This is a genomic window from Massilia sp. Se16.2.3 (genome assembly GCF_014171595.1).
In the GTDB taxonomy this organism is placed as follows: Bacteria; Pseudomonadota; Gammaproteobacteria; order Burkholderiales; family Burkholderiaceae_D; genus Telluria.
Genome location: NZ_CP050451.1, coordinates 5,131,177 through 5,157,677, shown reverse-complemented (window position 1 = coordinate 5,157,677; position 26,501 = coordinate 5,131,177). Strand labels below are relative to the sequence as shown.

The window sequence follows — 26,501 nt, the reverse complement described above, 5'->3', positions numbered from 1 at the left end:
TTACCCGTGTTGCATGCGCGCCGCCCGGCCTCATCGAAACAGGGCGATCGGGCTGGCGGGTGCCGCCACCAGGCTGTCCGGCGCCTTGCGCGCTTCAGCCTCGTTGAAAACGGCGCAATACACGGTGTTTCTGCTGAGCATGTTCTTCTGCTCGATATTGGCGGGCCGGACCACTGTCTCGCCCTGCGTGACCAACAGCTCCTGGTCCTTGCGCGGGTAGCACAGCATCACCTCCCTGATCGTCCCCATGAACGGGCGCAGGTACCAGGGCAGGACTTCCCGCTGGGCCCGCTTGACCGCGGCAATGCTGGCGCCGATGTCGGCAAAGCGCAGCCCATCGGCCGGCAGCGTCGGGACGAAATAGTATTCGACGACGATCGCCCCCTTGGGCTTGTTAGTCAGGATCGCGACCTTGTCCTTCAGGTAGGCCGGGTCCAGCACCATGGTGAGGAAGCCCTCGGGGGAAAGGGCCAGTTTCCGATACGTGGTTTCGCCCTGCAGGAAGACTTCCAGGTCCGGAATCGGCTGCTGCGTGCGCGCCGACAGGATGCGGATCACCATATCCATCCTGCCGTCGCCGGCCTTGCGCAGGCGCGTCAGGAAATCGTAGGCTTTTTCGTAGGGCATGAGTGCGGGATCGCGCACGCCACGCACCTGCACGGTTTGCACGGGCGCCTCGTCCGCGCTGTTCGTTTCCGTGGCCGGGGTGGCCTCCGGTGAAGTCGCCGGCGGCTGCGCGCTGCCCACCGTGGCGGCCAGCGCCAGGGCCAGCGCGGCGGGAATCAGTATCTTCTTCTTCATTCCTTCCTTTCTCGTCCTGCGACGATCGAACAGATGGGCGGCGCGATGCTTCACGCCGTGGTGTCCAGGTACTTGTCGAGCAGGCCAGCCGGCTGGTAGCTGTCGATGCCTTCGAAAAAGCCGGCGGCGATGACGGCCTGCGCCATCGGGCCGGGCCTTTGCGGGTGCAGCATGCAGGGGCGGAACACGGCGAAGGGGGTGTCCCCGCCGGCGGCGCGGTAGGGCACGGCAATCGTGAGCGCCAGCGCCTTTGAAGCGGCACTACGCACGTCGAGCACGATGGCGTCCAGGCGAACGCTCGGCAGGCCGACGACATCCTTGTAGGCCAGTACCGATACCTGCGCATTGTCTTCCATGCGCTCGAGCCGCTCGCGGGCCTGTTCGAACGGGCAGTCGAACAGCGTGACGGCCTGGCGTTTGCCGTTGGGCAGCTGGTGCAGCAGGGTGGTATCGAGGATGCCGCCCTCGCAGATCATCCAGGTCGCGAAGCCCGCCGCCCAGCCGGCGCAGGCAGCGGTGGCGTGCAGGGCCGCGGTACGCGGGTCGTCGCGCGCGCGCGGCAGACTGCGGACGTTCGAGCCGGACGGCATGCGCCAGGCGCCGCATCGTCTTGTCGGCCGTGGCCAGCACGCTGGCGTCGCCCGCCTCGTCGAACAGCAGGTCCAGGATCGGCGAGAGCGGAAGCAGGACGCCGTTTTCGCGCAGCAGGCAGACCATGGAGGTGGCGAAGGCTTCCGGTATCTGCGCCAGGAACTCCGGCGGCGCGGCCTCTTTCAGTTCGTCGTAGCTGTACCAGGCGAAGTCGTCGCGGGTATAGCGGCAGACGACGGCGCCCACGTAAAAGCACAGCAGGTAGAGGAAGGTCTGGTTCTCCTGCTTGTTGATGAAGGGCGTGTAGTCAGGCCGCAGCCGCGTGCGCATCTGGCGCAGCAGCATGTCGATCCGGCCCAGGCTGTCGGGCGTGAAGTCGAGGTTCGCCTGGCCGAGGGCCTTGCGAAACGCCAGGCCGCCAGGAAAATCGCCGCCGGAGGTGAAGGCGTGCAGGTATTGTTCTGCAATGTGGTTGACGGGCATGTCTTCCTTGTTTATCGGTGGCGCATGCCGCCGTCAGCGCCTGTCGGGATAGGGCTCGCGGTAATTGTCCTTGAGCGCGATCTTCGCGATGTGGTGCGGGGTGTGCTTGAAGAAGGGCTTGCTCCTGCCGTCCGAGATGAAGAAGAAGTACTCGCCGTACTCGTTGCGCGCGTAGCGCTGGATGCGCAGCAGCGTCGTCGTGTTGCTGCCCTTGTCGTGGAAGGTTTCCTCCGTCTCGTCGACGATGCGCGCACGGCTGCCGTCGAAGCACAGCTCCGGATTGCCTGCCTCGACGACCAGTTGCCGGAACTGCTCGTCGACAAGGGGGCGGATGCTGAAGTCGTCCCCACGCCGCGCCCTCTTAATGTTGAGATAGAGAGGAAAGCCGAACAGGACCGCCACGAAAAGGAGCTTCAGGATGGGAAACAAGGTCGTCATATCGCCTCCGTGCGTGACAAGCACTGCGCCTTGCGTTGTCAGGCTTTCGCCGTCGCCGGCGCTTTCGCCGCGTCCGTGCCGCGGTAGTAGTCCACCATCCGGTAGCGCTTCGCGTACAGCCCGAAAGCCAGCGCCGCCAATAGCGCAAAGGCGGCAAAGAAATACATCTGGAAGGCGATCACGCCCAGGCCGGAACTGGCAATCGTGCCCAGCACCGCATCGTTCTTCACCGCCGCGTTCACCACCAGCACCCACAGGTTGCCGACCGTGACGGCCAGATACCAGAGCGCCATGATCACGCCCTTCATCGACGCGGGCGCCTGGCTGTAGGCGAATTCGAGGCCGGTCGCCGAGACCAGCACTTCGCCCATCGTCAGCAGCGCGTAGGGCAGGATCTGCCAGGCCATCGAGGTGGGCGTGCCTGCGTCCATCGATACCTGGATGGTGCCGATCACGAGCCAGGACAAGGCGGAGAACGCGATCCCGGCTGTCATGCGGCGCAGCGGCGTCGGCGTGAAGCCGACTTTCTGCAGCAGCGGGAACAGCACCAGGTTATTGAAGGGGATGAGCAGCATCACCAGCATCGGGTTCAGCGCCTGCATCTGGGCCGGCAGCAGCGTGACTTCCAGGCCGAAGACGGAGAAGGTGGTGATCATCGAATTGGCCTGCACCACCCAGGTCGAGGCCTTCTGGTCGAACAGCGACCAGAAGGGCGTGACGAGGGCGAACACGATCAGGATGCGCAGCACGGCGCGCACGCCGTCGACGGCTTCGGCCGGGTGGTGGCCGCGCGCGCGATCGAGCTGCATGGCGGTACCGATGCCGCCGAACGCAAGCAGCAGCACGAGCGCCATGCAGGCGGCGATGACAAAACCCCATTGCGGCGTCATCGCCAGCGATACCACCGCGCCGAGCACGCCGGTCCACGGCCACGGCCAGGCCCGGGCGGCTTTGCCCCGGTGCGCGTGCCAGCAGGGCGGTACGGGCCACGCGGGTGAAGGAATCCGGGCTGGCCGCGCTCGGCGGCACGTGCACGTATTTCTTCTTGCCGCTCCAGAGCACCATGGTGGCGATGAACATCAGGATGCCGGGAATGCCGAAGGCGACGGCCGGGCCGTAGTCGCGCAGGAAGACCGGCATCAGCAGCGACGCGAAGAAGGAGCCGAAGTTGATGATCCAGTAGAAGGCGTCGAAGACGAGCTTCGCTTTGCCCTTGTTGGTCTGGTCGAACTGGTCGCCGACAAAACTCGCCACCAGCGGCTTGATGCCGCCCGAGCCCAGCGCGATCAAGCCCAGGCCGAGATAGAAGCCCTGGACATTGTCTTCAAAAATGGCCAGGCAGGCATGGCCCGCGCAATACACGAGACTGAGCCAGAACACGGTGTTGTACTTGCCGAAAAAGCGGTCGGCCAGCCAGCCGCCCAGCAGCGGGAAGAAGTAGACACCGATGACGAAGGTGTGGAACACGTGCTTGGCTTCGCCCGTGCGCTCGGACTCCGGCAGGAACAGCAGCAGGGTCGAGATCAGGAAGGGCGTCAGGATGTTGCGCATGCCATAGAAGCTGAAGCGCTCGCAGCCTTCGTTGGCAATGATGTAGGGGATCTGGCGTGGCATGCGCCCGCTTGTTGCAGGTGTGGTCGGCTGGCTCATGGCGGCATCGGATAGAGGAATCAACCCGGGATGCTATGACGGTGTTTCGTTCTTTGCAACAGGAAAATGGCGGCTCGACGGGCGCCACCAGTGCTGGTGCGTAGTTTTGCTACTTCATGCATTGCGAATGCAAACGATGTTTGCATATAAGTGATTGAATACAAAGGAAATATGGCGTATTTGGCTGTTTTGCCGCAGATTGTAAAATCGAAAAACCTGCTGTATATTGCGTAAAAATCACTCCACCGGATCCTTGCCATGACCCAGACTTCCACGCACAACAATGAGTGGTGGCGCGAAGCCATCATCTACCAGGTCTACCCGCGCAGCTATCTCGACACGAATGGCGACGGCGTCGGCGACATCCCCGGCATCACCGCGAAGCTCGACTACATCGCCGGCCTGGGCGTGGACATCGTCTGGCTCTCTCCCTATTTCAAGTCGCCGATGAAGGACTTCGGCTACGACATTTCCGACTACTGCGACGTCGACCCGCTGTTCGGCACCCTGGCCGACTTCGACGCGATGGTCGCGAAAGCCCACTCGCTCGGCCTGAAGATCATGATCGACCAGGTGATGGCGCACACGGCCGATGCCCACCCCTGGTTCGTCGAAAGCCGCTCGAGCCGCGACAATCCGAAGGCCGACTGGTATGTCTGGGCCGATGCGGCACCGGATGGCAACCCGCCGAACAACTGGATGTCGGTCTTCGGCGGCTCCGCCTGGCAGTGGGACACGCGCCGCAAGCAGTACTACATGCACAACTTCCTCGTCAGCCAGCCGCAGCTGAACTTCCACAATCCGGAAGTGCAGCAGGCGCACCTGGCAGCATTGCGCTTCTGGCTCGCGCGCGGCGTCGACGGCGTGCGCATGGACGCCTGCAACTACCACTTCCACGACCTGCAGCTGCGCAGCAATCCGCCGGCCACCCAGCGCGACACGGCTTCCGTCACCGACGTCAACCCTTACGGCATGCAGGCGCACATCTACGACAAGACGCGCCCCGAGAACATCGCCTTCCTGCAGAAGGTCCGTGCGCTGCTGGACGAATTCGGCGCCGTCTCGATCGGCGAAGTGGGAGCGGACGACGCGCTGGCCTGCATGGCCGAGTACACGGCCGACGGCGACAAGCTGCACATGGCCTACAGCTTCAACCTGCTCACGCCGCAGTTCACGGCGGCCCACATCCGCACCCAGGTCGAGCAGTTCGAAGCGCGTGTCCAGGGGGGCTGGGCTTCCTGGTCGGTGGGTAACCACGATGCGATCCGCGTGGTGACGCGCTGGAAGGGCGAAGATGCGCCAGCCGCCTTTGCCGCGATGGTGCTGGCGATGCAGCTTTCCCTGAAAGGCACGCCTTGCCTGTACCAGGGCGACGAGCTGGCGCTGCCGGAAGCGGACGTGCCCTACGAGCTGCTGCAGGACCCCTATGGCATCACCTTCTGGCCCGAGTTCAAGGGCCGCGACGGCTGCCGCACGCCGATGCCATGGACGAACGAAGCACCGAACGCGGGCTTCACGAGCGGCCAGCCCTGGCTGCCGGTGGCGGCGCCGCACCTGGCCGCTGCCGCCTCGGTGCAGGAGGCAGATCCTGCCTCGAGCCTGAATGCAGCGCGCCGCATCATCCATTGGCGCCGGAACCTGCCGCAGCTGACCCGCGGGGGCATCTCCTTCTTCGATGCGCCGGAACCGGTGCTGGCGCTGCGCCGCACCACGGATGGCGAACCGACCGTGCTGGCCGCCTTCAACCTGTCGAACGCGCCGGTCAGCTTCGACTGGCCCGAGAGCGCGGGTGCCCGGGACCTGGCGGGCCACGGCTTGCCGGGCGAGGCCGCGGGCGGACGCGTCACGCTGCCGGCCTACGGCGCCTGGTTCGGCGTCCCGGGCAGCGCCGCCTGATGGGTAGCCAGCAGGAGCCGGAAAAGTTCGGACGCACCGCGTTTGCCGACGGTCCGCGCCTGCTGGCCGATATCGGCGCGACGCACGCGCGCTTCGCGCTGCAGACCGCACCCGGCATATTCCGGGACGTGGCCGTGCTCAGGTGCGAGGATTTCGACGGCATCGTTCCGCTCCTGCGCAGCTACCTGGCCCATCACGTGAGCGCGCCGCTGGCGGGCGGCCCCGGGCTGGCGCTGCAGCACGCGGCCTTTGCGGTCGCCAATCCGGTCAACGGCGACCAGGTACGCCTGACCAACCGTGCACGGGAATTCTCGACCGAGGCGCTGCGGCGCGAACTCGGTTTGTCCACGCTGCTGGTGGTGAACGACTTCACCGCGCTGGCAATGGCCATCCTGGTGCTGACCCCCGCCGACCTGCGCCAGGTAGGCGGCGGCAAGCCGGCGGCGGGGGCGGTGATCGGCGTGCTCGGTCCCGGTACCGGCCTCGGGGTATCGGGCCTGATTCCAACCGCCGACGGCTTTGTTACCCTGGGCAGCGAAGGCGGCCACGTCAACTTCGCCCCCAGCGACGAGCGCGAGTTCGCGATCCTGCAGTTCGCCTGGCGCGAGTGGCAGCACGTATCGAACGAGCGCCTGATTTCGGGGCCGGGCATGGAGCTGATGTACCGCGCACTGGCCGCGCGCAATGGGATACGGGCGTCACCCCGTTCGGCGGCAAACATCATCGCGGGTGCGCTCCACGACAAGGACCCGCTCTGTCTCGAGGTGCTGGACGTCTTCAGTGGCATGCTCGGGGGCGCGGCCGCCAACCTGGCGGTGACGCTCGGTGCCTTCGGTGGCATCTTCATCGGCGGCGGCATCGTGCCGCGCATTGGCGAGTGGTTCGCGCAGTCGCCGTTCCGTGCCCGCTTCGAGGCCAAGGGGCGCTTCTCGGACTACCTGGCGAGCATCCCGACTTACGTCATCACGACGCCGAACCCCGCCTTCCATGGCGTGGCGACCATCCTCTCGGAACACCTGCGCGGTCGCAGCGGGGCCAACACCCTGATGGAGCGCATCAAGCACCTGCAGCATGAATTGACCCCCGCCGAACAGCGCGTGGCCACGCTCGTGCTCGAGCAGCCGCGCCTGGTGCTGAACGAGCCGATCGCCGATATCGCGCGCGTGGCGGAAGTGAGCCAGCCGACCGTGATCCGCTTCTGCCGCTCGCTGGGTTTTCTCGGCCTGGCCGACTTCAAGCTGAAGTTCGCCAGCAGCCTGACCGGGGCCATTCCCGTGCGCCACAGCCAGGTGCGCACGGGCGACAGCACCCACGACCTGTCGGCCAAGGTGATCGACAACACGGTATCGGCGATCCTGAAATTCCGCGACGGGCTGGACGTGCACCAGCTCGAGCGCGCCATCGACCTGGTGGGCCGCGCGCGCCGCGTCGAGTTCTACGCGATGGGCAATGCGCGCGTGGTGGCGCTCGACGGCCAGCACAAGTTCTTCCGCTTCCGCATTCCCACCGCGCTGTACGGCGACTCGCACCTGTTCACGCTCGCCGCCGACCTGCTGGGGCCGGGCGACGTGGTGATCGCGATCTCCAATTCGGGACGCTTGCCGGAACTGCTGCAGGCGGTCGATATCGCACGGGGCCACGGCGCCGACGTCATCGCCATCGGCAACAGCCAGTCGCCCCTGGCGAAGAAGGCCAGCGTCTGCCTGGCGGTCGATCACGCCGAGGACAGCACCAGCTTCCTGTCGATGATCTCGCGCATTTTGCAGCTGCTGTTCATCGACATCATGGCGGTGGGGCTGTCGGTCGATGGGAAGGAGGACAGTGCGCAGGAGGGCACAGCCCAGCAGCGCCGGCTCCTCATTTCGCATCTGGGGAGTTGATTTCGCCGGCACCCCGACCGCAAGCTACGGTACGGGCGCCAGCTCGCTGAGGAGCAGTTCAATGACGGTTTCGATGTTGTAGGGCTTGGTCACGAAGTGGTAGAGCACCCCGCGATCAGCCAGCAGCTCAGGCGGCGTGTAGCCGGAAGTCAGGGTGAGCCTGACCCGCGGGCGCAGCTTCCGGAGTGCGCTCGCCAGTTGCAACCCGGTCATTCCAGGCATCATGACGTCGGAAAAGACAGCGTCGATTTCCCTGTCATGTTCGATCGCCTGCAAGGCGGCCATCGCAGAATAGACGACCGTCACGGAGAATCCGTGCGCGAGCAACAGGGCGCCGGCCAGGTCGGCCACGTCGCGCTCGTCGTCGACCACCAGTACCTTGCAGCGCAAGGCTTCAGGCAAGGCGCCCATGGGATCAGGCTGCGGACGCATCGGGTGCATTCGCCGCGTCCTGTGCCGACCGGAAACCGACTGGCACGAGCGGCATGATGACGGTGAAGGTCGTGCCGTCGCGCGCGTTCGACGCGACGACGATCTGCCCGCCATGCGCATGGACGATTTCGCGCGAAATATACAGGCCGATACCGAGGCTGGTGCGCTCGATGTAGCCGCCATCGGCACCGTTGGCACCAACGTTGGCGGCGATGCGGACCATCGGGTCGAACACGCTCACGATCTTGTCCGCCGCAATCGGACTGCCCTGGTTGTTGACGGCGATCGAGACGCTGTCGCCGCGGTCTTCCACACGAACCGTGACCGGCACGTCCGGTGCGCTGTACTGGATGGCGTTGCCGATCAGGTTGGACAGCACCTGGGCGAGACGGCTCTCGTCGAAAATGGCATCCAGCCTGGGCGGGATATCCAGCTCGATCTGGCGCTCGGGGTGGTAGGTCCGCATCTCGTCGGTGACTTCCGCGCATACCGCCACCAGGTTGCCCTGCTTGACGCGGATCGGGATGCCTGGGCCGAGGTGGGTGCGCGTGAAATCGATCAGGTCGTTGATCAACTTGCTCATGCGTTTGGCGCTGTTGAACATGCGGGTGGCCACGAGCACGTATTTCGGCGGAATGTCGACGGCCTGCATCAGGAAGCTCGAACCGGTCACCACGGTCCCGAGCGGATTGCGCAGGTCGTGTCCCAGAATTGCGAGGAACATGTTCTGCGACTGATTTACCATGAACTCGTACCGTGCGACCGACTCGGCCAGTGCCTGGTCGACCGCTTCGTTGAAGCGCGTGACGTCGACCATATGGGAGGCTTTGGTGATCCCGATATCGGCTGTCCAGAGCGTGAGTACGCTCGAGCGCAGGGCGCGGTATTCGGATACCAGCTGGACGACGGTGTAGCCGGACAGCAGTCGCGCTTCCGCATGCGTTTCAGCTGCCGTATCGTCTGGCCCCCGTTTGCCCAGGCCTTTCGCCTTGGCGTCCCGTTCGTGCGCGCTTTGCGGGGTTGCAAGGTCTTTGGCGAAGGCCTGCAGCATTTGACGGGCATGGTCGCGCAATTCCGTGTCGTCCATTGTCAGCGCGGGAGGCTCGATGGTACGGGCAAAATCTTCCCACGCCTGCAAAATCGATTCTATATTGTCATGGATGAATTCACTGAGTGCATATTGCGTCATGTATTGTTAAAACCTCTGGTATGCCCCGATTCGGCGAGCCGCCTCCAGCAGGGTTTCCCCATCTTAACAGGCATTTCTCGGCGATAATCGGCCAATCACGAAATGCACACCCGGTAAAATGAAATCCGAAATGATTAGGATAATCGGGAAAATCCCTGTATCTTTCTTCAGGCACTACATCAAGTCGTTGTGATTGTTGGTCTTTCTTTCCCGTCTAGCCTTTTCGGCTGTCCTGTTTGATTTCCTCCGTACACCCTATTTGGTCGAATGTGCAATCTGGGCGCTATTGCCCGTGCAAATTTAAAGGAATGTAAAATGACTACTCAAACCGGCACCGTAAAATGGTTCAATGACGCCAAGGGCTTCGGCTTCATCACCCCTGACGCAGGCGGCGCGGACTTGTTCGCCCACTTCCAGGACATCCAGTCGCAAGGCTTCAAGAGCCTGGCCGAAAACCAGCGCGTGTCGTTCGAGCGCTCGACCGGTCCAAAAGGCGAAAAAGCTGGAAATATCTGCCCCATTTAAATAGCCATAGCTAAACAAGGCGCGCACCACGCAGATAGCGTGGGCGGAGTTCTTGTCTGGTGCTAGACAGATTCGCAGGGTAATGGCCTTTTTCGCTACCCGGTAAATCTGTTTAAAAAAAAACGCCCGGTGCATTGCATCGGGCGTTTTGTTTTACGGTTACATATACGCACGTTTGATTGATTGATTGGCACTGGCGGCGCAGGGCGGCATGCGTGCCTGTCGCAACAAGCCGGCGACATCATGTCCGAAGGGCAGAAAAGCTTGTTGTCCCAATTGCTGGATATTGCTAAAATGCAACTCGCTCAGCTTTCGGGTACCACCTTTTCTCTTCGACTCCATGGATCTCATCCTTATTGCCATCGCTTCGGCCTTTCTTGCATTCTTGTTCAGTTACGCGCTTCACACGAAAATGAGCGCGAACGCGCGGCGCGACATCGCCAAACTCGACGCTACCGTGCGCGACCTTGAAAAAGCCGTCCACCTGACCGAGCGTACGGCTCTCGACGAGAGGAACCAGCTCGAGCTGCGCCATCACGAGGCCCTGAAACAGGCCAGAAGCGAGTCCTTCAGCGAGGGGCATGCTGCCGGTCTTTCGGATCGGGAAAAGGATTACCTGGTCGAGCGCATCAAGCTCGAGTCGGCGCACAAGTCCGAGATCGTGACCGAGCGCGACAAGGCAGCCGCCGAGGCGCGCGAGTTCGCACGACGCGAGTTCGAAATGCAAACCAAACTGTTCAGCGTGTCGATCCGGCCCTATGTTCGCATCGTCAAGGACGAAGGCTTCTTCACGAACGACTACGAGACCCAGACGGGGTATCAATACCAGTTGCTCGTCAACGGGATACCGGCATTCCAGCCGCATGTCGTCATCGAGTCGAAAGAAGAGGCAAAGAGCGTCAATGACGACAACATCAAGTATTTGATCGACAAGGCAACGGTTGCGGCAAGGACGGCAATGGAGATGTACGTTGGCGGAGTCGGCCCGCATGCGAAATTGACCGACGTGCTGGTCGACAGGGTGGCCAAATGAACGCTATCGAGGGCACATTCCGGCAAGGACGGCATTCATGGTAGCGTTCATCAAGACGGACTGGTCGAGCGAACTCGACCAAGTGAAAACCGCCATCGGCGAGGTTGTGGACAATAATGTGAGCCCGATGATCAGCGGTGCGATCAGCCAGGCCAGCGGTGAGCTCGGAACGATCGTGCGGGATGCGAGCGCCGAGCTGCAGCTCAACATCAAGGTCCTGTCGCAGGAAATCCACGATCAACGCCGCATGACCGGCGACGAGATCCGGGCACTGATCGATTATGCCGCCGAACGTATCGCGAGCACGGTCGATGAGCGCCTGGCGGTGGCGAAGAAGGAGGTATCGACCCTTGTGATCGACAAGATCGAGCGGGTGAAAGCCGAGCTGGAAGACGCGGCAATCCGCAGCCGCAAGACGCTGTATTTCAATGTCGCCGTATCGATTGGTGCCGCTCTCGCCATGGGCGCGATCGGTGTCGTGTACCGGAAGATCACGCTGAACGAACTCGACGTCTTTTCGCTGTTCAGGGTAGTGCTGCTGTCGACTGCGACAGGCACCGGCCTCTTCGCCGCACTGAAACTGCTCAATTCGTGGAATGTGCTGAACAAGCACAAGAAGAACGTCACCACGATCGCGCTGAACTACGTCGGCGTCCTCCGGCCCAATGGGGCATTGCGCCTGCTGGTGCTGTCGGTACTGCTTGCCTGTGCCTGGGGCGTGATCACCTTCTACCCCTTCTGAATCCAGGACCGGTATGGCAAGGCGCCGGCCTGGAACAGCGCCGGCGCCCGATCTTGCACGAGGACGCCGTTTGCGCTTACGCCGCCTGGCCGATCTGGTACCAGTTGACCTTGCGCGTTGCGACCATGATGGCACCCAGGATGGCGAACAGCAGCAGACTGCCCAGCACCAGCGCATTGTTTTCGGATACCAGCAAACCGTACAGGGAACCATACAGGGCGGTGAGGCCGCATGCGAAGCCCACGCCGCGGCGCCAGTCCGCGAGCACGGCCGACAGGTAGTAGCTGATCAGGACGATGCAGGCCGCACTGGCCACCAGGTAGGCCTGCCAGAAGGCGATGTGCTCCGACAGCGCGATGAGCAGCAGGAAGAACAGCGCCAGCGCCAGGCCAACCAGCAGGTACTGCACCGGGTGGATCGGCAGGGTCTTCAGGATCTCGAACATGAAGAAGGCGGCGAAGGTCAGTGCGACGAACAGCAGGCCGTACTTGGTGGCGCGCGCCGACAGCGTGTAGACATCGACCGGTTCGATGAAGGCGATGCTGACCGCGTCGATATGCGGACGCGTTCGCGCCGTGGTCCTTCGCTGCGGCGCGCGTTCCAGCTCGACCAGCTGCGCCTGCGAATTGTTCGAGACGTTCGAGATGTTCCAGCTGCGGCGAAAGCCCGGGCTGGACTGCGGCTGTTCCTCCGGCATCGGCAGGAACTGTCCGCCGAATGCGGGGTGCGGCCAGTTCGACGCGATGGTCAGGCGGTTGTTGTTCCCGACCGGGACGATGTGCTGCTGCTCGGTCCCGTCCAGGGCCAGGCTGAAGTGGAAGCGGATCGGCTTGTCGGCCGAATCGAGCGAGATGCGCGCCAGGTTCGCATGCAGGCCGCTGGGCAGGGAACGCAGGCCCGTACCCTGGCGAAATCCAATCTCGGTGCCGTCCCAGTTCAGCTTGGGGGTGCGCTGCACGCCGCGCACGTCGTCGATGCCGACGGCGATTTTGGCGCTGTTGACCGTGATGCGCGAACCCGTCGTGGCGCGCGGCAGCACGGATTCATTCGGCACCGTGAATTCGCCCGCCATCTCGTGCACGCCCTTGTAGTAGAGCACATTGAAGATGCCGCGCTTGCGCTTGAAGGTGTCGATCTTGCCGTTGATTTGCAAATCGTTCGGGAAGACCAGGTGTTCGCGCTGCACCGAACGGTTGACGACGGCCTTGCCCGCGGGATCGCCGGTGTCGACCTTTTCTTCGTAGTCATCGGTGTACTGGATGACCAGGACCGGGCCGACGACCGTCTGCTCGCGCACCGAACTGCTGGCGACGCTCTCGACGGCCTCGGCCCGGTAGGCGCTGCGGGTCTCGATCATGTTCTCGATCATGGTCAGCGGCACGCAGATGAGCAGGATGAGCCCAACGATGGTGAGGATCTTGAATAACAGTGTTCTTTGCACGACGACTCCTTATGAAATGGTGTCGCCAGTGTAGGAAGCCTGTGTGTGCTGACGATGTGTTTCGTGTGAAGTCGCGCTGCGCCGTGCAGGCTTGCCTGCGGCGATCAGGCCGGCAGGCGCACCAGTGCGCAGCCGCCGCCGCGGCTGTCGTTGTCGACCGTGACCTCGCCGCCGTGCAGCGCGACCACTTCGCGGACAAAGGGCAGGCCCAGGCCCGTGCTCCTGGCGCCATCGGCGCGCGGCAGCGAATAGAAGCGCTCGAACAGGCGGTCGCGGGCAAATTCCGGTATGCCGGCGCCACTGTCGCGAACACTGATCTCCACCGCACCGCCGCCCTCCCGCGCCGCGATCCACACGGTTCCTTCAGGCGGAGAAAAATCGATGGCATTGTCGAGCAGGTTGCCCAGGGCCTGGCGCAGCAGCAGGGCGTCGCCAGTGACGGTGTGCTTGCCGACCGCGAGCAGCAGGTGCACGTTTTCCTTTGCCGCCTTGCGCTCGAAGTCCATCGCCACCTGCGCGCACAGGGCCTGCACATCGATCTGCTCCGGTGCACTGAGCTGCTGCTGTTTCTCGACCCTGACCAGGTCGAGCAGCTTGTCGATCAACTGCTTCTGGCGCGCGTTCTGGTTCAGGATATTGTTCAGGAAGTGACGGCGTTCGGCGGGCGGCATGTCTTCCTGCAGCAGCTCGGCCGAGCCCTGGATGGCCGCGATCGGACTTTTCAATTCGTGCGCCATCGTGTGCATCAGCTGTTCGACATACTCCTTGCCCTCGAGCTTTTCGCGCATCGCACCGAGTGCCCGCGCCAGCGTGCCGAATTCGTTCTTGCCCAGCGCCGGCAGCGGCGCCTTCCTGCCCGCTTCGGCATCGACGACGTAGCGCATCAGCTTGCCCAATGCCTGCATCAGCCACCAGGCAAAGCCCACGCCGATCAGCAGCGACAACAGCAGCAGGATGGCGCCGCGCTGCAGGATGGTGCGCTGGCTGCGCTCGACAAAAGGCTGCACGGCCGAGTTGGGCTTGGCCACCGTGAGCACGCCGATGATCCGCTTGCCGGCGCGGATCGGCGCGGCCACGTGCATGACGGTGCTCGCGTCAACACCCTGCACCGCGCGCGTGCTGCGCGCGCCATAGCGGCCGCGCAGGGTCAGGTAGACGTCGTTCCAGCGCGAATAGTCGGCGCCCACGTCGCGTCCCGTCGAATCGAAGACGACCCTGCCGGCGGCATCGGTGATGTACACGCGATAGTCGAGCGCCTTCTTCTGCTGGCCATCGATCCTGACGTCGATGTCGCGCCCGGAGAATGCCCGGATGCGCGCCAGCATGCGCGACTCCTCCAGCTTGCCGGAGCGGACCTCGTCCTCCACCAGTGCGGCGAGCAGGTAGGCGGTATCGACCAGCGTGTCTTCCTGGGTCGAGCGCACGCCCGGCTTGACCTGCTCGACGAACACGTTGAGCAGGAACCAGGCCGCCAGTCCCACGATCAGGAAGTAGCCCAGCAGGATGCGCAGGCCGATCTTCACCGGAATGCCAGGCTGTAGCCCATGCCGCGGTGGGTCTGGATCGGGTCGTCGTCCGGGTCGATGGCGCGCAGTTTGGCGCGCAGCGCCTTGACGTGGACGTCCACCGTGCGCTCGAGCGTATCGGTGGCGTCGGTCCAGACCCGGTCCATCAGCTGCGCCCGCGAGAGCACGTGGCCGGGCCGTTCGATCAGCACCTTGAGCAGCAGGTATTCGTAGCGGGTCAGTTCGAGCGCCTGGCCCCGGTACAGGATGCGCGCCTCTTCCGCGCGCAGGGCGAAGCGCGGCGGAGCGGGCGCCGCGGCCGGCGTCGTGCCCCGGGCAGGTGCAAGACGGCGCAGCACGACCCGGATGCGTGCCACCAGTTCGCGCGGCGAAAACGGCTTGGTGACGTAATCGTCGGCACCGATTTCCAGGCCGACGATGCGGTCGATTTCGTCGCTGCGCGCGGTCAGGAAGATGACGGGAACGTCGCTGAACTGGCGCAGCTGGCGGCAGACCTCGAAGCCATTCATGTCCGGCAGGCCGACGTCGAGCACGACCGGGGCAGGCGCTGGCGCGCCACTACGCATGGCGGCCAGCACCTGTTCGCCCAGGCCCACGTGCTGCGCCGCGAAGCCGTCGGTACGCAGGGCATAGGCGATGCTGTCGGCAATGGCCAGCTCGTCTTCGGCGATCAGGATGGTTTTCATGCCGGGAGTATCGTGGCTGGGCGGTGGGGCGTCAATTACTCGTCGTTACGATCAGCGCCAGCGCCGCCACGGCCGCGGCATCAGTCCGCCGACTTCGCCTCCACCCGCCGGATGCCGCGCCGCCAGTCGTCGAGCGAGATCACCGCATCGCTGGCGACATCCTCGACGAGGATCTCGCCATTGTTCTTGGCCACCAGGAAGCTTTCGCGCCGGTGCACGTTGTCCTTGTGGTTCTCGACAAAACTGAGCTGCCAGTACTGCCTGCCGTTGATGGTGCGCGGGGCCGGGTCGTATTCGAGAATGGCGCCATGGGCCTTGCCGCGCGAGCGCTTTTTTCGATGTCGTGCGACCAGGCCTTTACTTCAGGCAGCGCCAGCAGGGAGGCGATGGCCTGGTCGCGCGTCACGAGCGGCGTGGCTTTCGGCTGCACGGCCGGCTTCGGTGCCGGCGTCAAGGCGGGCGCTTCCTTGTCCTTGCAGCCCGCAAGCAGGCCGGCAGCGAGCAGGGCGCCGGCCAGCAAGCGGAAGAGGGCGGTCGGTGCGCCGCATGTGGTCATGATGGAGCCTCCAGAAAACGTGGCCCCATACTAGCCGATGTGTGGCCAACGGGCAATCTCAGGCGGCGTCGATTTCCTCCTTCGGCGAGGCCATGTCGATGACATAGCGAAAGCGCACATCGCCTTTCTCGACCTTGCTGCAGGCGTCGTCGATGTCCTGGATGCGGATCATCTCGATCTCGGGTCCAATGTCGTGCTCGGCGCAGAAATCCAGCACCTCCTGGGTCCCGGCCAGCTTGCCGATCAGCGAGCCTGCCACCATGCGGCGCTTGAGCGCCATCTGCATGTTGTCGACCGGCGCCACTGGCTCGAGCGCGCCCGCTTCCTCGCGCTCGAATGCATACGGTTTCAGGCCGCTGAACGAGTGTCTGGCCGCATAACCGGTCACCTTGATCATGATCGCTCCCTGGGTTGGGAGCAGGGACGGTAGGCTTGTGCCGAGGCCGTGTCTGTCAAGTCGCGCGCGCAGTGCGGCAAGCGGGTGCATTTGCAAGCTGTGCGAGGCGATTCGGCAAGCTGCGGTGGTAGACTTGGCGGACCACTCACCAGCGCAGCAAGGAATCCCGATGCAAGCATACCGTTTCGCCGTCACCATCCTGCTCGCGGCCGGCCTGCACACCGCCGCCGCAGCCGCGCCTGACACACGCGCCCAGGCAGAAATCAACCACCTGCTCGACTACGTGGCCACGCCAGGCTGCCAGTTCAGCCGCAACGGCAGCTGGCACGAGGGCGAAAAGGCAAGGGAACACCTGCAGCAGAAATACGATTACCTCGCCAAGCGCGACATGGTGACGAACGCCGAATCGTTCATTGCGCGCGCGGCCAGCGAAAGCAGCACCAGCGGCCGGCCTTACCAGGTGAAATGCGGCGACGGCAAGCCGGTGGCGAGTGCGGTGTATTTGAAGGAGGAACTGGCGCGGTTCCGGGCGCGGAAATAGGAGTCTTCGGCGTACGCGGGCTGCGGAAACGACAACCGGCGTGGGCTGGAGACGCCCACCCTACGGTGACCGCGAGATCACGTGAACACCGGATACGTAGCGCATCCTGTAGGGTGGGCGCGGAGTGCCCACGCGGATGCAAAGTACCATCGGCCCAACAGGCAACAGCCCCACCTACCTGGACTAACCGAGCTCCAACCCGTGCTGCGCGCACCACGCCGCCAGCACTGCCCGCGTTTGCGCTTCACGGAAATCATGCCAGCGCTCCTCCAGCCCGCGCTCCTCGACCAGCGTGCTGAAATCCCGATACCCATCGGGGCGCCTGAACATCTCGCGCACACGGTCGGCATCGTCCTCCATCGCCGCGTCGGCGAAATCGAACACCAGTTCGAGTCCAAGTGCCAGGGTGCGCATATGCGGCACCGGCACGTAGCGCTCGGATGAGTCGATATTGCCCGGCAAGGGGGCCTGCGTCTCCACCAGCGCCGAGCGCACGTGCACTTGCCCGGTATCGAGCGACACCCAGGCCGCGTCCGTCGTGCCGGGCTCCGACACCATCAGCACGGCGTCTTCCAGGTCTTCCGCATACACAGTCGCCATCGTTAATCCTTGAAAAGTAAAAAGCCTGCAAGGCGCGAACCTTGCAGGCTTGTAGTGTACAGCCGCAGCAGGCGCCGGCGAACCGGCGCCCAGGACAATTACATCATGCCGTCCATACCGCCCATGCCGCCCATGCCACCCATGCCGCCCATGCCGCCGGCTGGCTTGTCTTCGGTGATTTCCGAAACCATGCAGTCGGTGGTGAGCATCAGGCCGGCGATCGACGCTGCGTTCTGCAGGGCCGAACGGGTGACCTTGGCTGGGTCCAGCACGCCCATTTCGACCATGTCGCCGTAGGTGCCGTTGGCGGCGTTGTAGCCGTAGTTGCCGGTGCCGCCCAGAACTGCCGAGACGACGACCGATGCTTCTTCGCCAGCGTTCTGGACGATCATGCGCAGCGGCTCTTCCATTGCGCGCAGGACGATCTTGATGCCGGCTTCCTGGTCAGGGTTGTCGCCCTTGACTTGCAGGTTGGCGCGGGCACGCAGCAGGGCGACGCCGCCGCCTGGCACGATGCCTTCTTCAACGGCTGCGCGGGTGGCGTGCAGCGCGTCTTCCACGCGGGCTTTCTTTTCCTTCATTTCGACTTCGGTGGCAGCGCCAACCTTGATCACCGCAACGCCGCCGGCCAGCTTGGCCACGCGCTCTTGCAGCTTTTCGCGGTCGTAGTCCGAGGTCGCTTCTTCGATCTGGACACGCACCATCTTGACGCGTGCTTCGATGTTGTCAGCCGAACCGGCACCGTCGATGATGATGGTGTTTTCCTTGCCGACTTCGACGCGCTTGGCCTGGCCGAGTTCTGCCAGGGTGACCTTTTCCAGGGTCAGGCCGACTTCTTCAGCGATGACCTGGCCGCCGGTCAGGACAGCGATGTCTTCCAGCATGGCCTTGCGACGGTCGCCAAAGCCAGGGGCCTTCACGGCAACGGTCTTCAGGATGCCGCGGATGTTGTTGACGACCAGGGTCGCCAGCGCTTCGCCTTCGATGTCTTCGGCGATGATGACCAGCGGACGGCCGGCCTTGGCAACTTGCTCGAGCACCGGCAGCAGGTCACGGATGTTCGAGATCTTCTTGTCGCACAGCAGCACGAACGGGTTGTCGTGGATCGCGACTTGCTTGTCCGGATTGTTGATGAAGTAAGGCGACAGGTAGCCGCGGTCGAACTGCATGCCTTCGACGATGTCGAGTTCGTCGTTCAGCGACTTGCCGTCTTCGACGGTGATGACGCCTTCCTTGCCGACTTTTTCCATCGCTTCAGCGATGCGCTCGCCGATCGAGTAGTCGGAGTTGGCCGAAATGGCGCCGACTTGCGCGATTTCTTTCGAGGTGGTGCATGGCTTGGCGATTTTTGCCAGCTCTTCGACGGTGGCGGCAACTGCCTTGTCGATGCCGCGCTTGAGGTCCATCGGGTTCATGCCGGCGGCAACAAACTTCATGCCTTCGCGCACGATGGCTTGTGCCAGCACGGTCGCGGTGGTGGTGCCGTCGCCGGCGTTGTCGCTGGTTTTCGAGGCGACTTCCTTGACCATCTGCGCGCCCATGTTCATGAGCTTGTCTTTGAGTTCGATCTCTTTGGCGACCGAGACACCGTCCTTGGTCACGGTTGGCGAGCCGAACGAGCGCTCGAGCACGACGTTGCGGCCTTTCGGGCCCAGGGTGACTTTGACTGCGTTGGCGAGGATGTTCACGCCTTCAACCATCTTGGCGCGCGCTGCGTCGCCGAAAATTACTTCTTTAGCTGCCATGTTTATTTCTCCAATTATTCGTTGACTGATTCAGAACGCCCGCGGGCGCTCTTTTTCGGGAGGATTACTTGTCCAGCACGGCCATGATGTCGTCTTCGCGCATCACCAGCAGTTCCTGGCCGTCGACCTTCACGGTTTGTGCGCCGTATTTTGCGAACAGGACGCGGTCGCCGACTTTCAGTTCCAGCGGACGCACTTGGCCGTTCTCCAGGATCTTGCCGTTACCGACAGCCAGGATCTCGCCCTGGTCCGGCTTTTCAGCCGCTGCATCAGGGATGATCAGGCCCGAGGCAGTCTTGGTTTCCTGGTCGAGACGCTTGACGATAACGCGATCGTGCAGAGGGCGAAGGTTCATGCAAAACTCCTTTAATCAGTGGTTTGGACTAGCTATTTGTTCGTTTGGGTGCCGCCACGCGCTCGCATCGTGCTGCGCCGCGGCTGAAAGAGTTGTTAGCACTCTCTACTAACGAGTGCTAATTATAGGGACGACTATGCGGCATTTCAAGATGTCATGTTGCTTATTTAACGTTGGCGAGATTGCGTCCGCTCAAAGCCGCAGGGCAGGAAAACGGGTTGACTGCGTATCGGCTGCGCGCCATGGCGCAGGCACAAGGCGCAGAGACTAGCACCGATGCCAGCCGCGTTGCCGCACCGTTGGCACGCAGTTGAGGAAGATCAAAAAACGCGAGAAAACAGCTGGCAGCAAACGAATCAGCTGCAGTGTTTACCCTCGGCGCACCGCAGGCGGCGCAAACTCAGCCGTGCCGGGCGCACGGCACGCTATGATGTTGACTGTCCAACCAGATCGGACCTATAGTTACGAATGATTTCCGAATTCCAAGACCTATCCGACAAGATCGAGCGGCTCGCCGAGCTCGTTGGTTCGCTGCGCCGTGAAAACGCGGTGCTGCGCCAGACCAACAAGCTGCTGAGCGAAGAGAACATGGCCTTCGTGGAGCGCCTGGGCGAAGCCCAGCGCCGCGTGGAAGCCGTGATCGCCCAGCTGCCCGCGCCGCAGGAAGACGATGCGGAAACTGCGGAAGACGCCGAACCCGTCGACAGCGAGGCCACCCGATGATTTACCTGGACGTCACCATCATGGGCCAGCCGTATCGCCTGGCCTGCAAGGAAGGCGAGCAGGCCACGCTGCGCGACGCCGTGCGCTACCTCGACGGCAAGATGACGGCGCTGCGCGACTCGGGCAAGGTCAAGGGCAACGACCGCATCGCCGTCATGGCCGCCCTCAGCGTCGCTGCCGAATTCCTGTCGGTCAAGTCGCCGCAAGGCCCGCTGTCGGACATGTCGATGCTCGAAGTCAAGCAGAAACTGGAAGCGATGCACACCGTCCTCGACGCCGCCCTGGCACCGCAACAAAATCTGTCCTGACCGCTCAAATTCGTTTGACACACGGCTTCAAGCGAGTAAACTGCGAGGCACCCTGCGGTGTTCGAGATTGCCATATATTCCTTGAACCATTTACATGCATAGGTTGCGGGATATGTTCGATGGGCGTGAGCGTCGCTAGTTCGACGAACCCGAAATTGGATTGACTGCGACCACCTTGAGCCATCAGGTTCGGGATGCCGGCAAAAAACGGCACAGGCGGGGCTATATTCCAGAAAGCGGTTGCGGGCGTTTATGCCTCGCAGCCGTTTTTTTATGGGCGCACGCTTTTTCGCGCGGGTGCCCGGTTCCCATTACCACTTCTTGTTTCGAAAGCAGCCGCCGATGCGCTATTGGTTGATGAAATCCGAGCCCGATGAAGTCAGTTTCGACGACGTGCTCGCCGCGCCGCAGCAGACGGTGGCCTGGTTCGGCGTACGCAATTACCAGGCGCGGAATTTTCTACGCGATGCCATGCAGGTCGGCGACGGCATCCTGTTCTATCACTCCAGCTGCGCGGTGCCCGGCGTGGCCGGCATCGCCCGGGTCGTGAGCGGCCCGTATCCGGACGAAACCCAGTTCGACGCGAACAGTCATTATTTCGATCCGAGGGCCACGCGCGAACAGCCGCGCTGGATTTCGGTCGACGTCCAGGCGCAGGAGAAGGGACGCTACCTTCCGCTGGCCGAGATGCGATTGGCGCCCGAGCTGGAAGACATGGTGCTGCTGCAAAAGGGCAGCCGCCTGTCGATTTCGCCGGTCACTGCCGGCCAGTGGCACGCCATCCTGCGCCTGCTGCGCACGCCAAGCTAAAACGACATGTTCGAACTCCCACGCAAAAGTTGTTGACGATAGTTAGATGATTAGCTAATAATCGTCACATGAGCAACGTATTCAAAGCCTTGTCCGATCCCACCCGCCGCCGGGTCCTCCAGCTATTGCAGCAGGGGCCCATTGGCGCAGGGGAGCTGGCCGACATGTTCGACGTGTCGAAGCCCACCATGTCGGCGCACTTTGCCGTCCTCGTGAATGCGGGGCTGATCGACGCCGAAAAGCAGGGCAGGACGGTGACCTACCGCTTGAAACTGTCGGTGCTCGAAGAAGCATTGCTGGGCTTTGCCCAGGCGTTTGGTTTGCAGGTCACGCGGCCGCAAGACGGCCGTTCCACTGACGGTTCCAACAAGGAGCATCCATGACATCGGCTTCCCCCCTGCTGCGCGCGCTACTGGCCGCCGCCTTCATTCTCGCAGCCTCGGCTGCACTGATGTGGGCCTCTCCGGACTACATCGGCGCCAACCTGGCGCGGCGCCTGGTCGGGGTGCTGCTGGGCGCCGTGGTCGTGGCCTACGCGAACGTCATTCCGAAATCGCTGACCTCGCTGGCAAGGCTGCGCTGCGACCCTGCGCGGGAACAGGCCGCGCGCCGCTTCGCCGGCTGGAGCCTGGTGCTGGGCGGCCTCGGCTACATGCTGGCCGCGCTGTTCGCGCCTTTCGACATCATGCATCTGGTTGGCGGGGGCATTCTTGCCGTGGCGGTGGCAGCCGCCTTCCTGCGCTGCCTGGGTGTTGGCACCAACGCCGCGCGCGGCTAAGGAGACCGCCATGTTTGCCATGCTGATGGGTTTGAAAGGGATCGCTCCGCGTGCGCTGCATGCTCGCCTGGGCCGGGATGGAATGACGGTGGTCGACGTCAACGCGTCACAATCCTGGCAGAGGGCGCGCGTGCCGGGCGCGATCAACCTGGCACCGGATTTCGACGCCGCGCTGCTACCGCCAGACCATGCCACGCCGCTCGTGTTCTATTGTTCCAATCCGCTGTGCCGCAAGGCGCCGCAGGCGGCACGCCGTGCCGAAAAGCTCGGTTATGCGAACGTCCAGGTGATGGCGGCGGGGATCACTGGCTGGGTCAGTGCCGGCCTGCCGGTCGACAGCGGGAGCTGAGCCGGTGCTTCATCGTCACGCATGATCAAAACGATTCAGGAGGTCTATCGCCACTGCGGCCAGACAGGCGCCTGGTATGGCATCGAGATTGCCCGGTTTGACCAACGCAATTTCATGAACGATACGGTGCTGCATACGGTGTGTAGTTGGGGAGATTTCGCTGCTGTCAAAGTGCTTGTCGCTGCCGGAGCGGATGTCAACGCCAGGGGTGATCGAGGTGCCACGCCATTATTCAATGCGGTAATGGGCGGTAACCCGGAAGTAGTGTCATTTCTTCTGAAGGCAGGTGCCGATCCGCGCATACCTAATGGTTATGAACGACAGGTTGTGGATTACGCGAGAAATGTATCAGCGTCCGATGCCATTGTGGGTCTCCTTGTAAAGGCGGCCGGAACGAAAGAGAGAAAGCGTTGATATCTCAGGAAGAACGGGTCGGACAAAGACGGGGAAGGCCTAACAAAATCTCCTGGTGTGCCTCTAACAGATGAGCATGCAGGGTAGCAAAAGGAAAGCTGATGAACGTATTGTAGCGTCCGCTTTCAACCCATTGCAGACGTTCACGAACCACTGTCATCGATGTCAGCCGAAAAATTCGCAAGGATTTCATTCGTCTTAGCCCTGATGTATTGGGCTTGAAATGGATTCTTAGACACCCGAACTTCAATTCTTTCAGTAGGATCGAGCAGGCAGAGTTTAGCCACCAGTAGGCGAGTAGCATCGGCAACGGCAGGAGGTGGACTTATCAATCCGCTGTCCAACATCGACAAGCGAACACTCATAACGCTCTTCAGACTGGCAACCGTTGCGCTCATAGATCCATGCCCTTATGACTGAGTATGTAATGTCCGCTTGTGGCCTATTGTGTTGAAAAACTCGGCTCCAGTGTCGGTTGGAAACGAAGGATCGGTAACTCGACTGTCCAAAACGATCACCCTGGCACGAACGCGAGGCATTCGGACTGTCGACACTACCGAAAATCCGCTTTAAAGGTTGCCATCCGACTTTTTCAACACAATAGGCCGAAAGCAGACGCTCTGAATGGATCAGTGTACGATGTTGCTGCAAAGGCAAGCAAGAAGTTTGTTAGTCGCTTTCAGGTCAGCCGACGGACTACGCTTGAACAGCACAAGCAGGCTGCTGGGCAGCCACCGTCTGGTATCCTGCCGTTTTTGTTACGAGGTAACGGCGGCAATGGTTTCTGATTCAAGGAGGTCTGCTGCGGCACGTGCCGCTGACATGGGTTCCTGCGCAAGGCGAGCGCGTGCGAGGCTGGCTTGCGCGGAGGCCGCATGGACCCGCTCCTGATCCTGGCCCTGCTGGCGATGGGCTGCTTCGGTGGCTTCGCCGCGGGCCTGCTCGGCATCGGCGGCGGCATGGTGCTGGTGCCCTTCATCACGATGATCTTCACGGCGCGCGGTTTCCCCGATGAACTGGTCGTCCACATGGCGATCGCCACCTCGCTCGGCACCATCATGTTCACCTCGCTGTCCTCGGTCCGCGCCCACCACAAGCACGGCGCCGTCCTGTGGCCGGTCGTGCGCCTCCTCGCTCCCGGCATCGTGCTCGGCTCGACGGTCGGGCCGTGGATCGGCAAGCAGATGCCGACTTCCGTACTCGCCTTCTTCTTTGGCGCCTTCGTCGCTTTTTCGGCGACGCAGATGCTGATCGGTAAAAAGCCGGCGGCCGCGCGCGAACTGCCTGCGGCGCCCGGCATGTTCGCCATGGGCGGCGTCATCGGCATCCTGTCAGGGCTGGTGGGGGCGGGCGGCGGCTTCATTTCCGTGCCCTTCATGACCTGGTGTAACGTGCGCATCCACAATGCCGTGGCCACGAGCGCCGCACTCGGCTTTCCGATCGCGCTGGCCGGAACGCTGGCGAACGTGTTCTATGGCTGGGGCGAGCCAGGCTTGCCGCAGTATTCGCTGGGCTATATCTATGTGCCGGCCTTGTTGATCATCGTCGCGGCCAGCGTGACGCTCGCGCCGCTGGGGGCAAGGACAGCGCACCGGATGCCGGTGCGGCAGTTGCAGAAGGTGTTTGCGGTGATCCTGTATGCCTTGGCGGCATATATGTTCTGGAAAGCGGCGTAGGGTAGGCGGCTCGACCGTGGCGTATGCACCGGCGCGACGTATGCGCCGCCTACGCGTTCAATCCACACTCGCCGAACCGCGCCGCTTGTCGGCGCCGCTTGTCGGCGCCGCTTGAAACTGCGGTCTGCGGCTGCGCTTACGCTGGTTGAACGCGTGGGCGGCCCCGAGTCCGCAGGTCATTCCTGCGTGACGGTGGAGCCGCCCACCCTACGGTTTTCACGCGAATACGCCCAGGCCAGCATCGCCAGTCCCGCCAGGATCATCGGCAGCGACAGCGCCTGGCCCGAGGTGATCGGCACGCCGGCAATCACGCGTTCCCAGTCCGGCACGCGGAAGAATTCGGTGAAGGTGCGCGCGCAGCCGTAGAGCAGCGTGAACAGGGCGCCGACGGCCAGGCGCGGGCGCGCCTTGCGGGCGAAGGGCCACAGGATCAGGAAGACCAGGATGCCGTCGACGATCATCTGGTACAGCGGCGAGGGGTGGCGCAGGCCGTCGAGCCAGCTCGTGCCGGAGCCGTCGGGCCAGAGCATGGCCCAGGGCAGGCTCGGGTCGGCAACGCGGCCCGGCAGTTCGTGGTTGATGAAATTGCCCAGGCGGCCGGCGGCGTAGCCGAGCGGGACCATCGGCGCGATGAAGTCGTACACGTCGAACAGGTTGCGCTTGGCCTTCCTTGCCCACAGCGCCATCGCGATCATCACGCCGAGGAAGCCGCCATGGAAGGACATGCCGCCCTTCCAGGTCTGGAAGATTTCGAGCGGATTGGCCAGGAAGTGCGCGGGCTGGTAGAACAGCACTTCGCCCAGGCGCCCGCCGATCACGACCCCGAGCATCCCGTAGAACAGCATGTCGTCCAGGTCCTGCGCCTTCCAGCCCTGCGCGGCGATGTGCGGCTGCTTGATGCGCACGCGTCCCAGCATCAGGAACAGCGCGAACGCGACCACGTACATCAGGCCGTACCAGTGGATGTCCACGGGGCCGATGGAAAACGCGATCGGGTTCGGGTTCGGGTGTACCAGCATTTATCTTTTCCTCAGTAAGTCCAGAAAGCCGCGCAGGACGGGAGAGTCGTTGTCGCGGCGCCAGCACACGCCCAGGGCGACGAGCGGCGTCGGGTTCGCGAGCGGGTGGTAGTCGACGCCAGGGCGTTTCAGGTTAGACACGGATTGTGGCACAAGTGCCAAGCCCATGCTACCCGACACCAGGCTGACGATGGTCTGCATCTGGATCGCTTCCTGGCCGATGACGGGCGTGATGCCGGCGGCATGGAAGCATTCGATGATGGCGTCGTAGAGGCCTGGGGCGCTCTTGCGCGGGAAAATCACCAGGGGTAGCGCCGGCAGGGCGCGCAGATCGGCGATGCTCCCTGCCGGCAGCAGGCCGGACGGTGCGCATAGCACCAGCGGTTCCTCCAGCAGCGTCAGGGTGTCGAGCACGGCCAGTGCGGGTTCAGGCAGGGGCGCGATCACGAGGCCCGCGTCGATGCGTCCGTGGAGCAGTTCATCGACCTGCACGTCGGTGGTCGCTTCCTGCAGCACCAGCTGTACGCCGGGGAAGGCGGCGCGGTAGTCGCGCAGCAGCGGCGGCAGCACGCTGTAGTCGGCCGGGGTGACGAAGGAGAGGGCCAGGCGGCCCGATTCGCCGCTGGCGGCGCGGCGCACGAGTTCCGGGAGTTCCGCCGCGCCGGCCAGCAGGCGGCGCGCTTCCGGCAGCAGGGGCGGCTCCCGCCGGCGTCAGTTCCACCTGCCGGCGCGTGCGCAGGAACAGCGGCGCGCCCAGCTGCTCCTCGAGCAGGGCAATCGCCTGCGACAGCGGCGGCTGGGTCATGTGCAGGCGCGCCGCGGCACGGCCGAAGTGGAGTTCTTCGGCGACGGCGACGAAATAGCGCAGCTGGCGCAATTCGACGTTCATCGATATGGGATTCCTTGGTTATCGAGCT

30 protein-coding genes, 1 other RNA gene and 2 pseudogenes are annotated in these 26,501 nt (G+C 63.3%); 15 read left to right on the top strand and 18 right to left on the bottom strand.

The genetic code is table 11. The annotated features are described in order from the left end of the window. Positions 1 to 30: 30 nt before the first annotated feature. From G4G31_RS23695 to G4G31_RS23675, 5 genes and pseudogenes are all read right to left on the bottom strand, one after another. Positions 31 to 801 carry a hypothetical protein gene (locus G4G31_RS23695; protein WP_182989645.1) on the bottom strand — a complete coding sequence of 257 codons (771 nt, stop codon included), beginning with the start codon at positions 799 to 801 and terminating at the stop codon, positions 31 to 33. Between the two features lie 50 nt (positions 802 to 851). Next, entirely contained in the window at positions 852 to 1,079 is a 228-nt protein-coding gene (locus tag G4G31_RS23690) for a hypothetical protein (protein ID WP_182989644.1), read from the bottom strand. Then, positions 1,063 to 1,875 (bottom strand): hypothetical protein, encoded by an 813-nt coding sequence (locus G4G31_RS23685; RefSeq protein ID WP_182989643.1) that lies wholly within the window; start codon positions 1,873 to 1,875, stop codon positions 1,063 to 1,065. The genes G4G31_RS23690 and G4G31_RS23685 overlap by 17 nt, the downstream gene beginning before the upstream one ends. Before the next feature lie 33 nt (positions 1,876 to 1,908). After that, positions 1,909 to 2,313, bottom strand: a complete 405-nt coding sequence (locus G4G31_RS23680; RefSeq protein WP_182989642.1) for a hypothetical protein — start codon at positions 2,311 to 2,313, stop codon at positions 1,909 to 1,911. A 38-nt stretch (positions 2,314 to 2,351) separates the two neighbouring features. Continuing rightward, positions 2,352 to 3,927: pseudogene (locus tag G4G31_RS23675) on the bottom strand (oligopeptide:H+ symporter). 294 nt (positions 3,928 to 4,221) lie between these two features. On the opposite strand from G4G31_RS23675, the gene G4G31_RS23670 reads away from it, so the two are divergent. Further along, a complete protein-coding gene (locus G4G31_RS23670) occupies positions 4,222 to 5,859 on the top strand; it encodes an alpha-glucosidase family protein (RefSeq protein WP_182989641.1) in 1,638 nt (545 codons plus the stop codon). Beyond that, positions 5,859 to 7,739 (top strand): glucokinase, encoded by a 1,881-nt coding sequence (gene glk, locus G4G31_RS23665; protein WP_182989640.1) that lies wholly within the window; start codon positions 5,859 to 5,861, stop codon positions 7,737 to 7,739. Before G4G31_RS23670 ends, glk begins: the two co-directional genes overlap by 1 nt. A gap of 24 nt (positions 7,740 to 7,763) precedes the next feature. Here glk and G4G31_RS23660 read toward each other — a convergent pair whose 3' ends face one another. Then, on the bottom strand, positions 7,764 to 8,171 hold the full coding sequence (locus tag G4G31_RS23660; protein ID WP_182989639.1) for a response regulator: 408 nt from the start codon (positions 8,169 to 8,171) through the stop codon (positions 7,764 to 7,766). Further along, positions 8,155 to 9,360, bottom strand: coding sequence for a sensor histidine kinase (locus tag G4G31_RS23655; RefSeq protein WP_182989638.1), 1,206 nt, complete (start codon positions 9,358 to 9,360; stop codon positions 8,155 to 8,157). Before G4G31_RS23655 ends, G4G31_RS23660 begins: the two co-directional genes overlap by 17 nt. A 315-nt stretch (positions 9,361 to 9,675) precedes the next feature. Here G4G31_RS23655 and G4G31_RS23650 point away from each other — a divergent pair, with 315 nt between their 5' ends. Continuing rightward, positions 9,676 to 9,885, top strand: coding sequence for a cold-shock protein (locus G4G31_RS23650; RefSeq protein WP_182989637.1), 210 nt, complete (start codon positions 9,676 to 9,678; stop codon positions 9,883 to 9,885). A gap of 159 nt (positions 9,886 to 10,044) precedes the next feature. On the opposite strand, the gene G4G31_RS23645 is transcribed toward G4G31_RS23650, so the two are convergent. Then, a complete protein-coding gene (locus G4G31_RS23645; RefSeq protein WP_182989636.1) occupies positions 10,045 to 10,227 on the bottom strand; it encodes a hypothetical protein in 183 nt (60 codons plus the stop codon). Between the two features lie 70 nt (positions 10,228 to 10,297). On the opposite strand from G4G31_RS23645, the gene G4G31_RS23640 reads away from it, so the two are divergent. Further along, positions 10,298 to 10,918 (top strand): hypothetical protein, encoded by a 621-nt coding sequence (locus G4G31_RS23640; RefSeq protein WP_182989635.1) that lies wholly within the window; start codon positions 10,298 to 10,300, stop codon positions 10,916 to 10,918. 37 nt (positions 10,919 to 10,955) lie between these two features. Then, a complete protein-coding gene (locus G4G31_RS23635) occupies positions 10,956 to 11,660 on the top strand; it encodes a hypothetical protein (protein WP_182989634.1) in 705 nt (234 codons plus the stop codon). Between the two features lie 76 nt (positions 11,661 to 11,736). On the opposite strand, the gene creD is transcribed toward G4G31_RS23635, so the two are convergent. The 5 genes from creD to G4G31_RS23610 all read right to left on the bottom strand — a co-directional run bounded on the left by creD (position 11,737) and on the right by G4G31_RS23610 (position 16,266). Then, positions 11,737 to 13,101, bottom strand: coding sequence for a cell envelope integrity protein CreD (gene creD, locus G4G31_RS23630; RefSeq protein ID WP_182989633.1), 1,365 nt, complete (start codon positions 13,099 to 13,101; stop codon positions 11,737 to 11,739). 104 nt (positions 13,102 to 13,205) lie between these two features. Beyond that, positions 13,206 to 14,624 carry a two-component system sensor histidine kinase CreC gene (gene creC, locus G4G31_RS23625; protein ID WP_182989632.1) on the bottom strand — a complete coding sequence of 473 codons (1,419 nt, stop codon included), beginning with the start codon at positions 14,622 to 14,624 and terminating at the stop codon, positions 13,206 to 13,208. Beyond that, positions 14,621 to 15,313, bottom strand: coding sequence for a two-component system response regulator CreB (gene creB, locus G4G31_RS23620; protein WP_182989631.1), 693 nt, complete (start codon positions 15,311 to 15,313; stop codon positions 14,621 to 14,623). The genes creC and creB overlap by 4 nt, the downstream gene beginning before the upstream one ends. Positions 15,314 to 15,393: 80 nt before the next feature. After that, positions 15,394 to 15,531 carry a hypothetical protein gene (locus G4G31_RS27245; protein ID WP_229425217.1) on the bottom strand — a complete coding sequence of 46 codons (138 nt, stop codon included), beginning with the start codon at positions 15,529 to 15,531 and terminating at the stop codon, positions 15,394 to 15,396. 396 nt (positions 15,532 to 15,927) lie between these two features. Further along, entirely contained in the window at positions 15,928 to 16,266 is a 339-nt protein-coding gene (locus tag G4G31_RS23610; RefSeq protein ID WP_182989630.1) for a hypothetical protein, read from the bottom strand. 169 nt (positions 16,267 to 16,435) lie between these two features. Between G4G31_RS23610 and G4G31_RS23605 the strand changes: the two genes are divergently transcribed. Continuing rightward, positions 16,436 to 16,807: a DUF5329 domain-containing protein gene (locus tag G4G31_RS23605; RefSeq protein ID WP_182989629.1), complete on the top strand. Its 372-nt coding sequence runs from the start codon at positions 16,436 to 16,438 to the stop codon at positions 16,805 to 16,807. 183 nt (positions 16,808 to 16,990) lie between these two features. On the opposite strand, the gene G4G31_RS23600 is transcribed toward G4G31_RS23605, so the two are convergent. The 3 genes from G4G31_RS23600 to G4G31_RS23590 form a co-directional block, all read right to left on the bottom strand. Beyond that, a complete protein-coding gene (locus tag G4G31_RS23600) occupies positions 16,991 to 17,407 on the bottom strand; it encodes a hypothetical protein (protein WP_182989628.1) in 417 nt (138 codons plus the stop codon). Positions 17,408 to 17,505: 98 nt separating this feature from the next. After that, the gene (groL, locus tag G4G31_RS23595; RefSeq protein WP_182989627.1) at positions 17,506 to 19,152 is read right to left on the bottom strand and encodes a chaperonin GroEL; all 1,647 of its coding nucleotides are present in this window, start codon (positions 19,150 to 19,152) and stop codon (positions 17,506 to 17,508) included. 64 nt (positions 19,153 to 19,216) lie between these two features. Then, on the bottom strand, positions 19,217 to 19,507 hold the full coding sequence (locus G4G31_RS23590; RefSeq protein ID WP_182989626.1) for a co-chaperone GroES: 291 nt from the start codon (positions 19,505 to 19,507) through the stop codon (positions 19,217 to 19,219). 468 nt (positions 19,508 to 19,975) lie between these two features. Between G4G31_RS23590 and G4G31_RS23585 the strand changes: the two genes are divergently transcribed. The 9 genes from G4G31_RS23585 (at position 19,976) to G4G31_RS23545 (ending at position 24,565) form a co-directional block, all read left to right on the top strand. Next, complete coding sequence (locus tag G4G31_RS23585; protein WP_182989625.1) at positions 19,976 to 20,230, top strand: hypothetical protein; 255 nt, start codon at positions 19,976 to 19,978, stop codon at positions 20,228 to 20,230. After that, positions 20,227 to 20,538: a cell division protein ZapA gene (locus G4G31_RS23580; protein ID WP_182989624.1), complete on the top strand. Its 312-nt coding sequence runs from the start codon at positions 20,227 to 20,229 to the stop codon at positions 20,536 to 20,538. Before G4G31_RS23585 ends, G4G31_RS23580 begins: the two co-directional genes overlap by 4 nt. Before the next feature lie 46 nt (positions 20,539 to 20,584). Further along, a non-coding RNA gene (gene ssrS / locus G4G31_RS23575) (6S RNA) lies at positions 20,585 to 20,765 on the top strand. A 115-nt stretch (positions 20,766 to 20,880) separates the two neighbouring features. Further along, complete coding sequence (locus tag G4G31_RS23570; protein ID WP_182989623.1) at positions 20,881 to 21,348, top strand: EVE domain-containing protein; 468 nt, start codon at positions 20,881 to 20,883, stop codon at positions 21,346 to 21,348. 68 nt (positions 21,349 to 21,416) lie between these two features. Then, positions 21,417 to 21,731: a metalloregulator ArsR/SmtB family transcription factor gene (locus G4G31_RS23565; protein WP_182989622.1), complete on the top strand. Its 315-nt coding sequence runs from the start codon at positions 21,417 to 21,419 to the stop codon at positions 21,729 to 21,731. Then, positions 21,728 to 22,126 carry a hypothetical protein gene (locus G4G31_RS23560; RefSeq protein ID WP_182989621.1) on the top strand — a complete coding sequence of 133 codons (399 nt, stop codon included), beginning with the start codon at positions 21,728 to 21,730 and terminating at the stop codon, positions 22,124 to 22,126. The genes G4G31_RS23565 and G4G31_RS23560 overlap by 4 nt, the downstream gene beginning before the upstream one ends. Before the next feature lie 10 nt (positions 22,127 to 22,136). Continuing rightward, positions 22,137 to 22,475, top strand: coding sequence for a rhodanese-like domain-containing protein (locus G4G31_RS23555; protein ID WP_182989620.1), 339 nt, complete (start codon positions 22,137 to 22,139; stop codon positions 22,473 to 22,475). 21 nt (positions 22,476 to 22,496) lie between these two features. Next, a complete protein-coding gene (locus tag G4G31_RS23550) occupies positions 22,497 to 22,889 on the top strand; it encodes an ankyrin repeat domain-containing protein (protein ID WP_182989619.1) in 393 nt (130 codons plus the stop codon). Between the two features lie 875 nt (positions 22,890 to 23,764). Next, entirely contained in the window at positions 23,765 to 24,565 is an 801-nt protein-coding gene (locus G4G31_RS23545; protein WP_182989618.1) for a sulfite exporter TauE/SafE family protein, read from the top strand. A 176-nt stretch (positions 24,566 to 24,741) separates the two neighbouring features. Here the strand turns inward: G4G31_RS23545 and lgt are convergent, their stop codons facing one another. Then, positions 24,742 to 25,584, bottom strand: a complete 843-nt coding sequence (gene lgt / locus G4G31_RS23540; protein ID WP_182989617.1) for a prolipoprotein diacylglyceryl transferase — start codon at positions 25,582 to 25,584, stop codon at positions 24,742 to 24,744. After that, positions 25,585 to 26,473: pseudogene (locus tag G4G31_RS24685) on the bottom strand (LysR family transcriptional regulator). Positions 26,474 to 26,501: the final 28 nt, after the last annotated feature.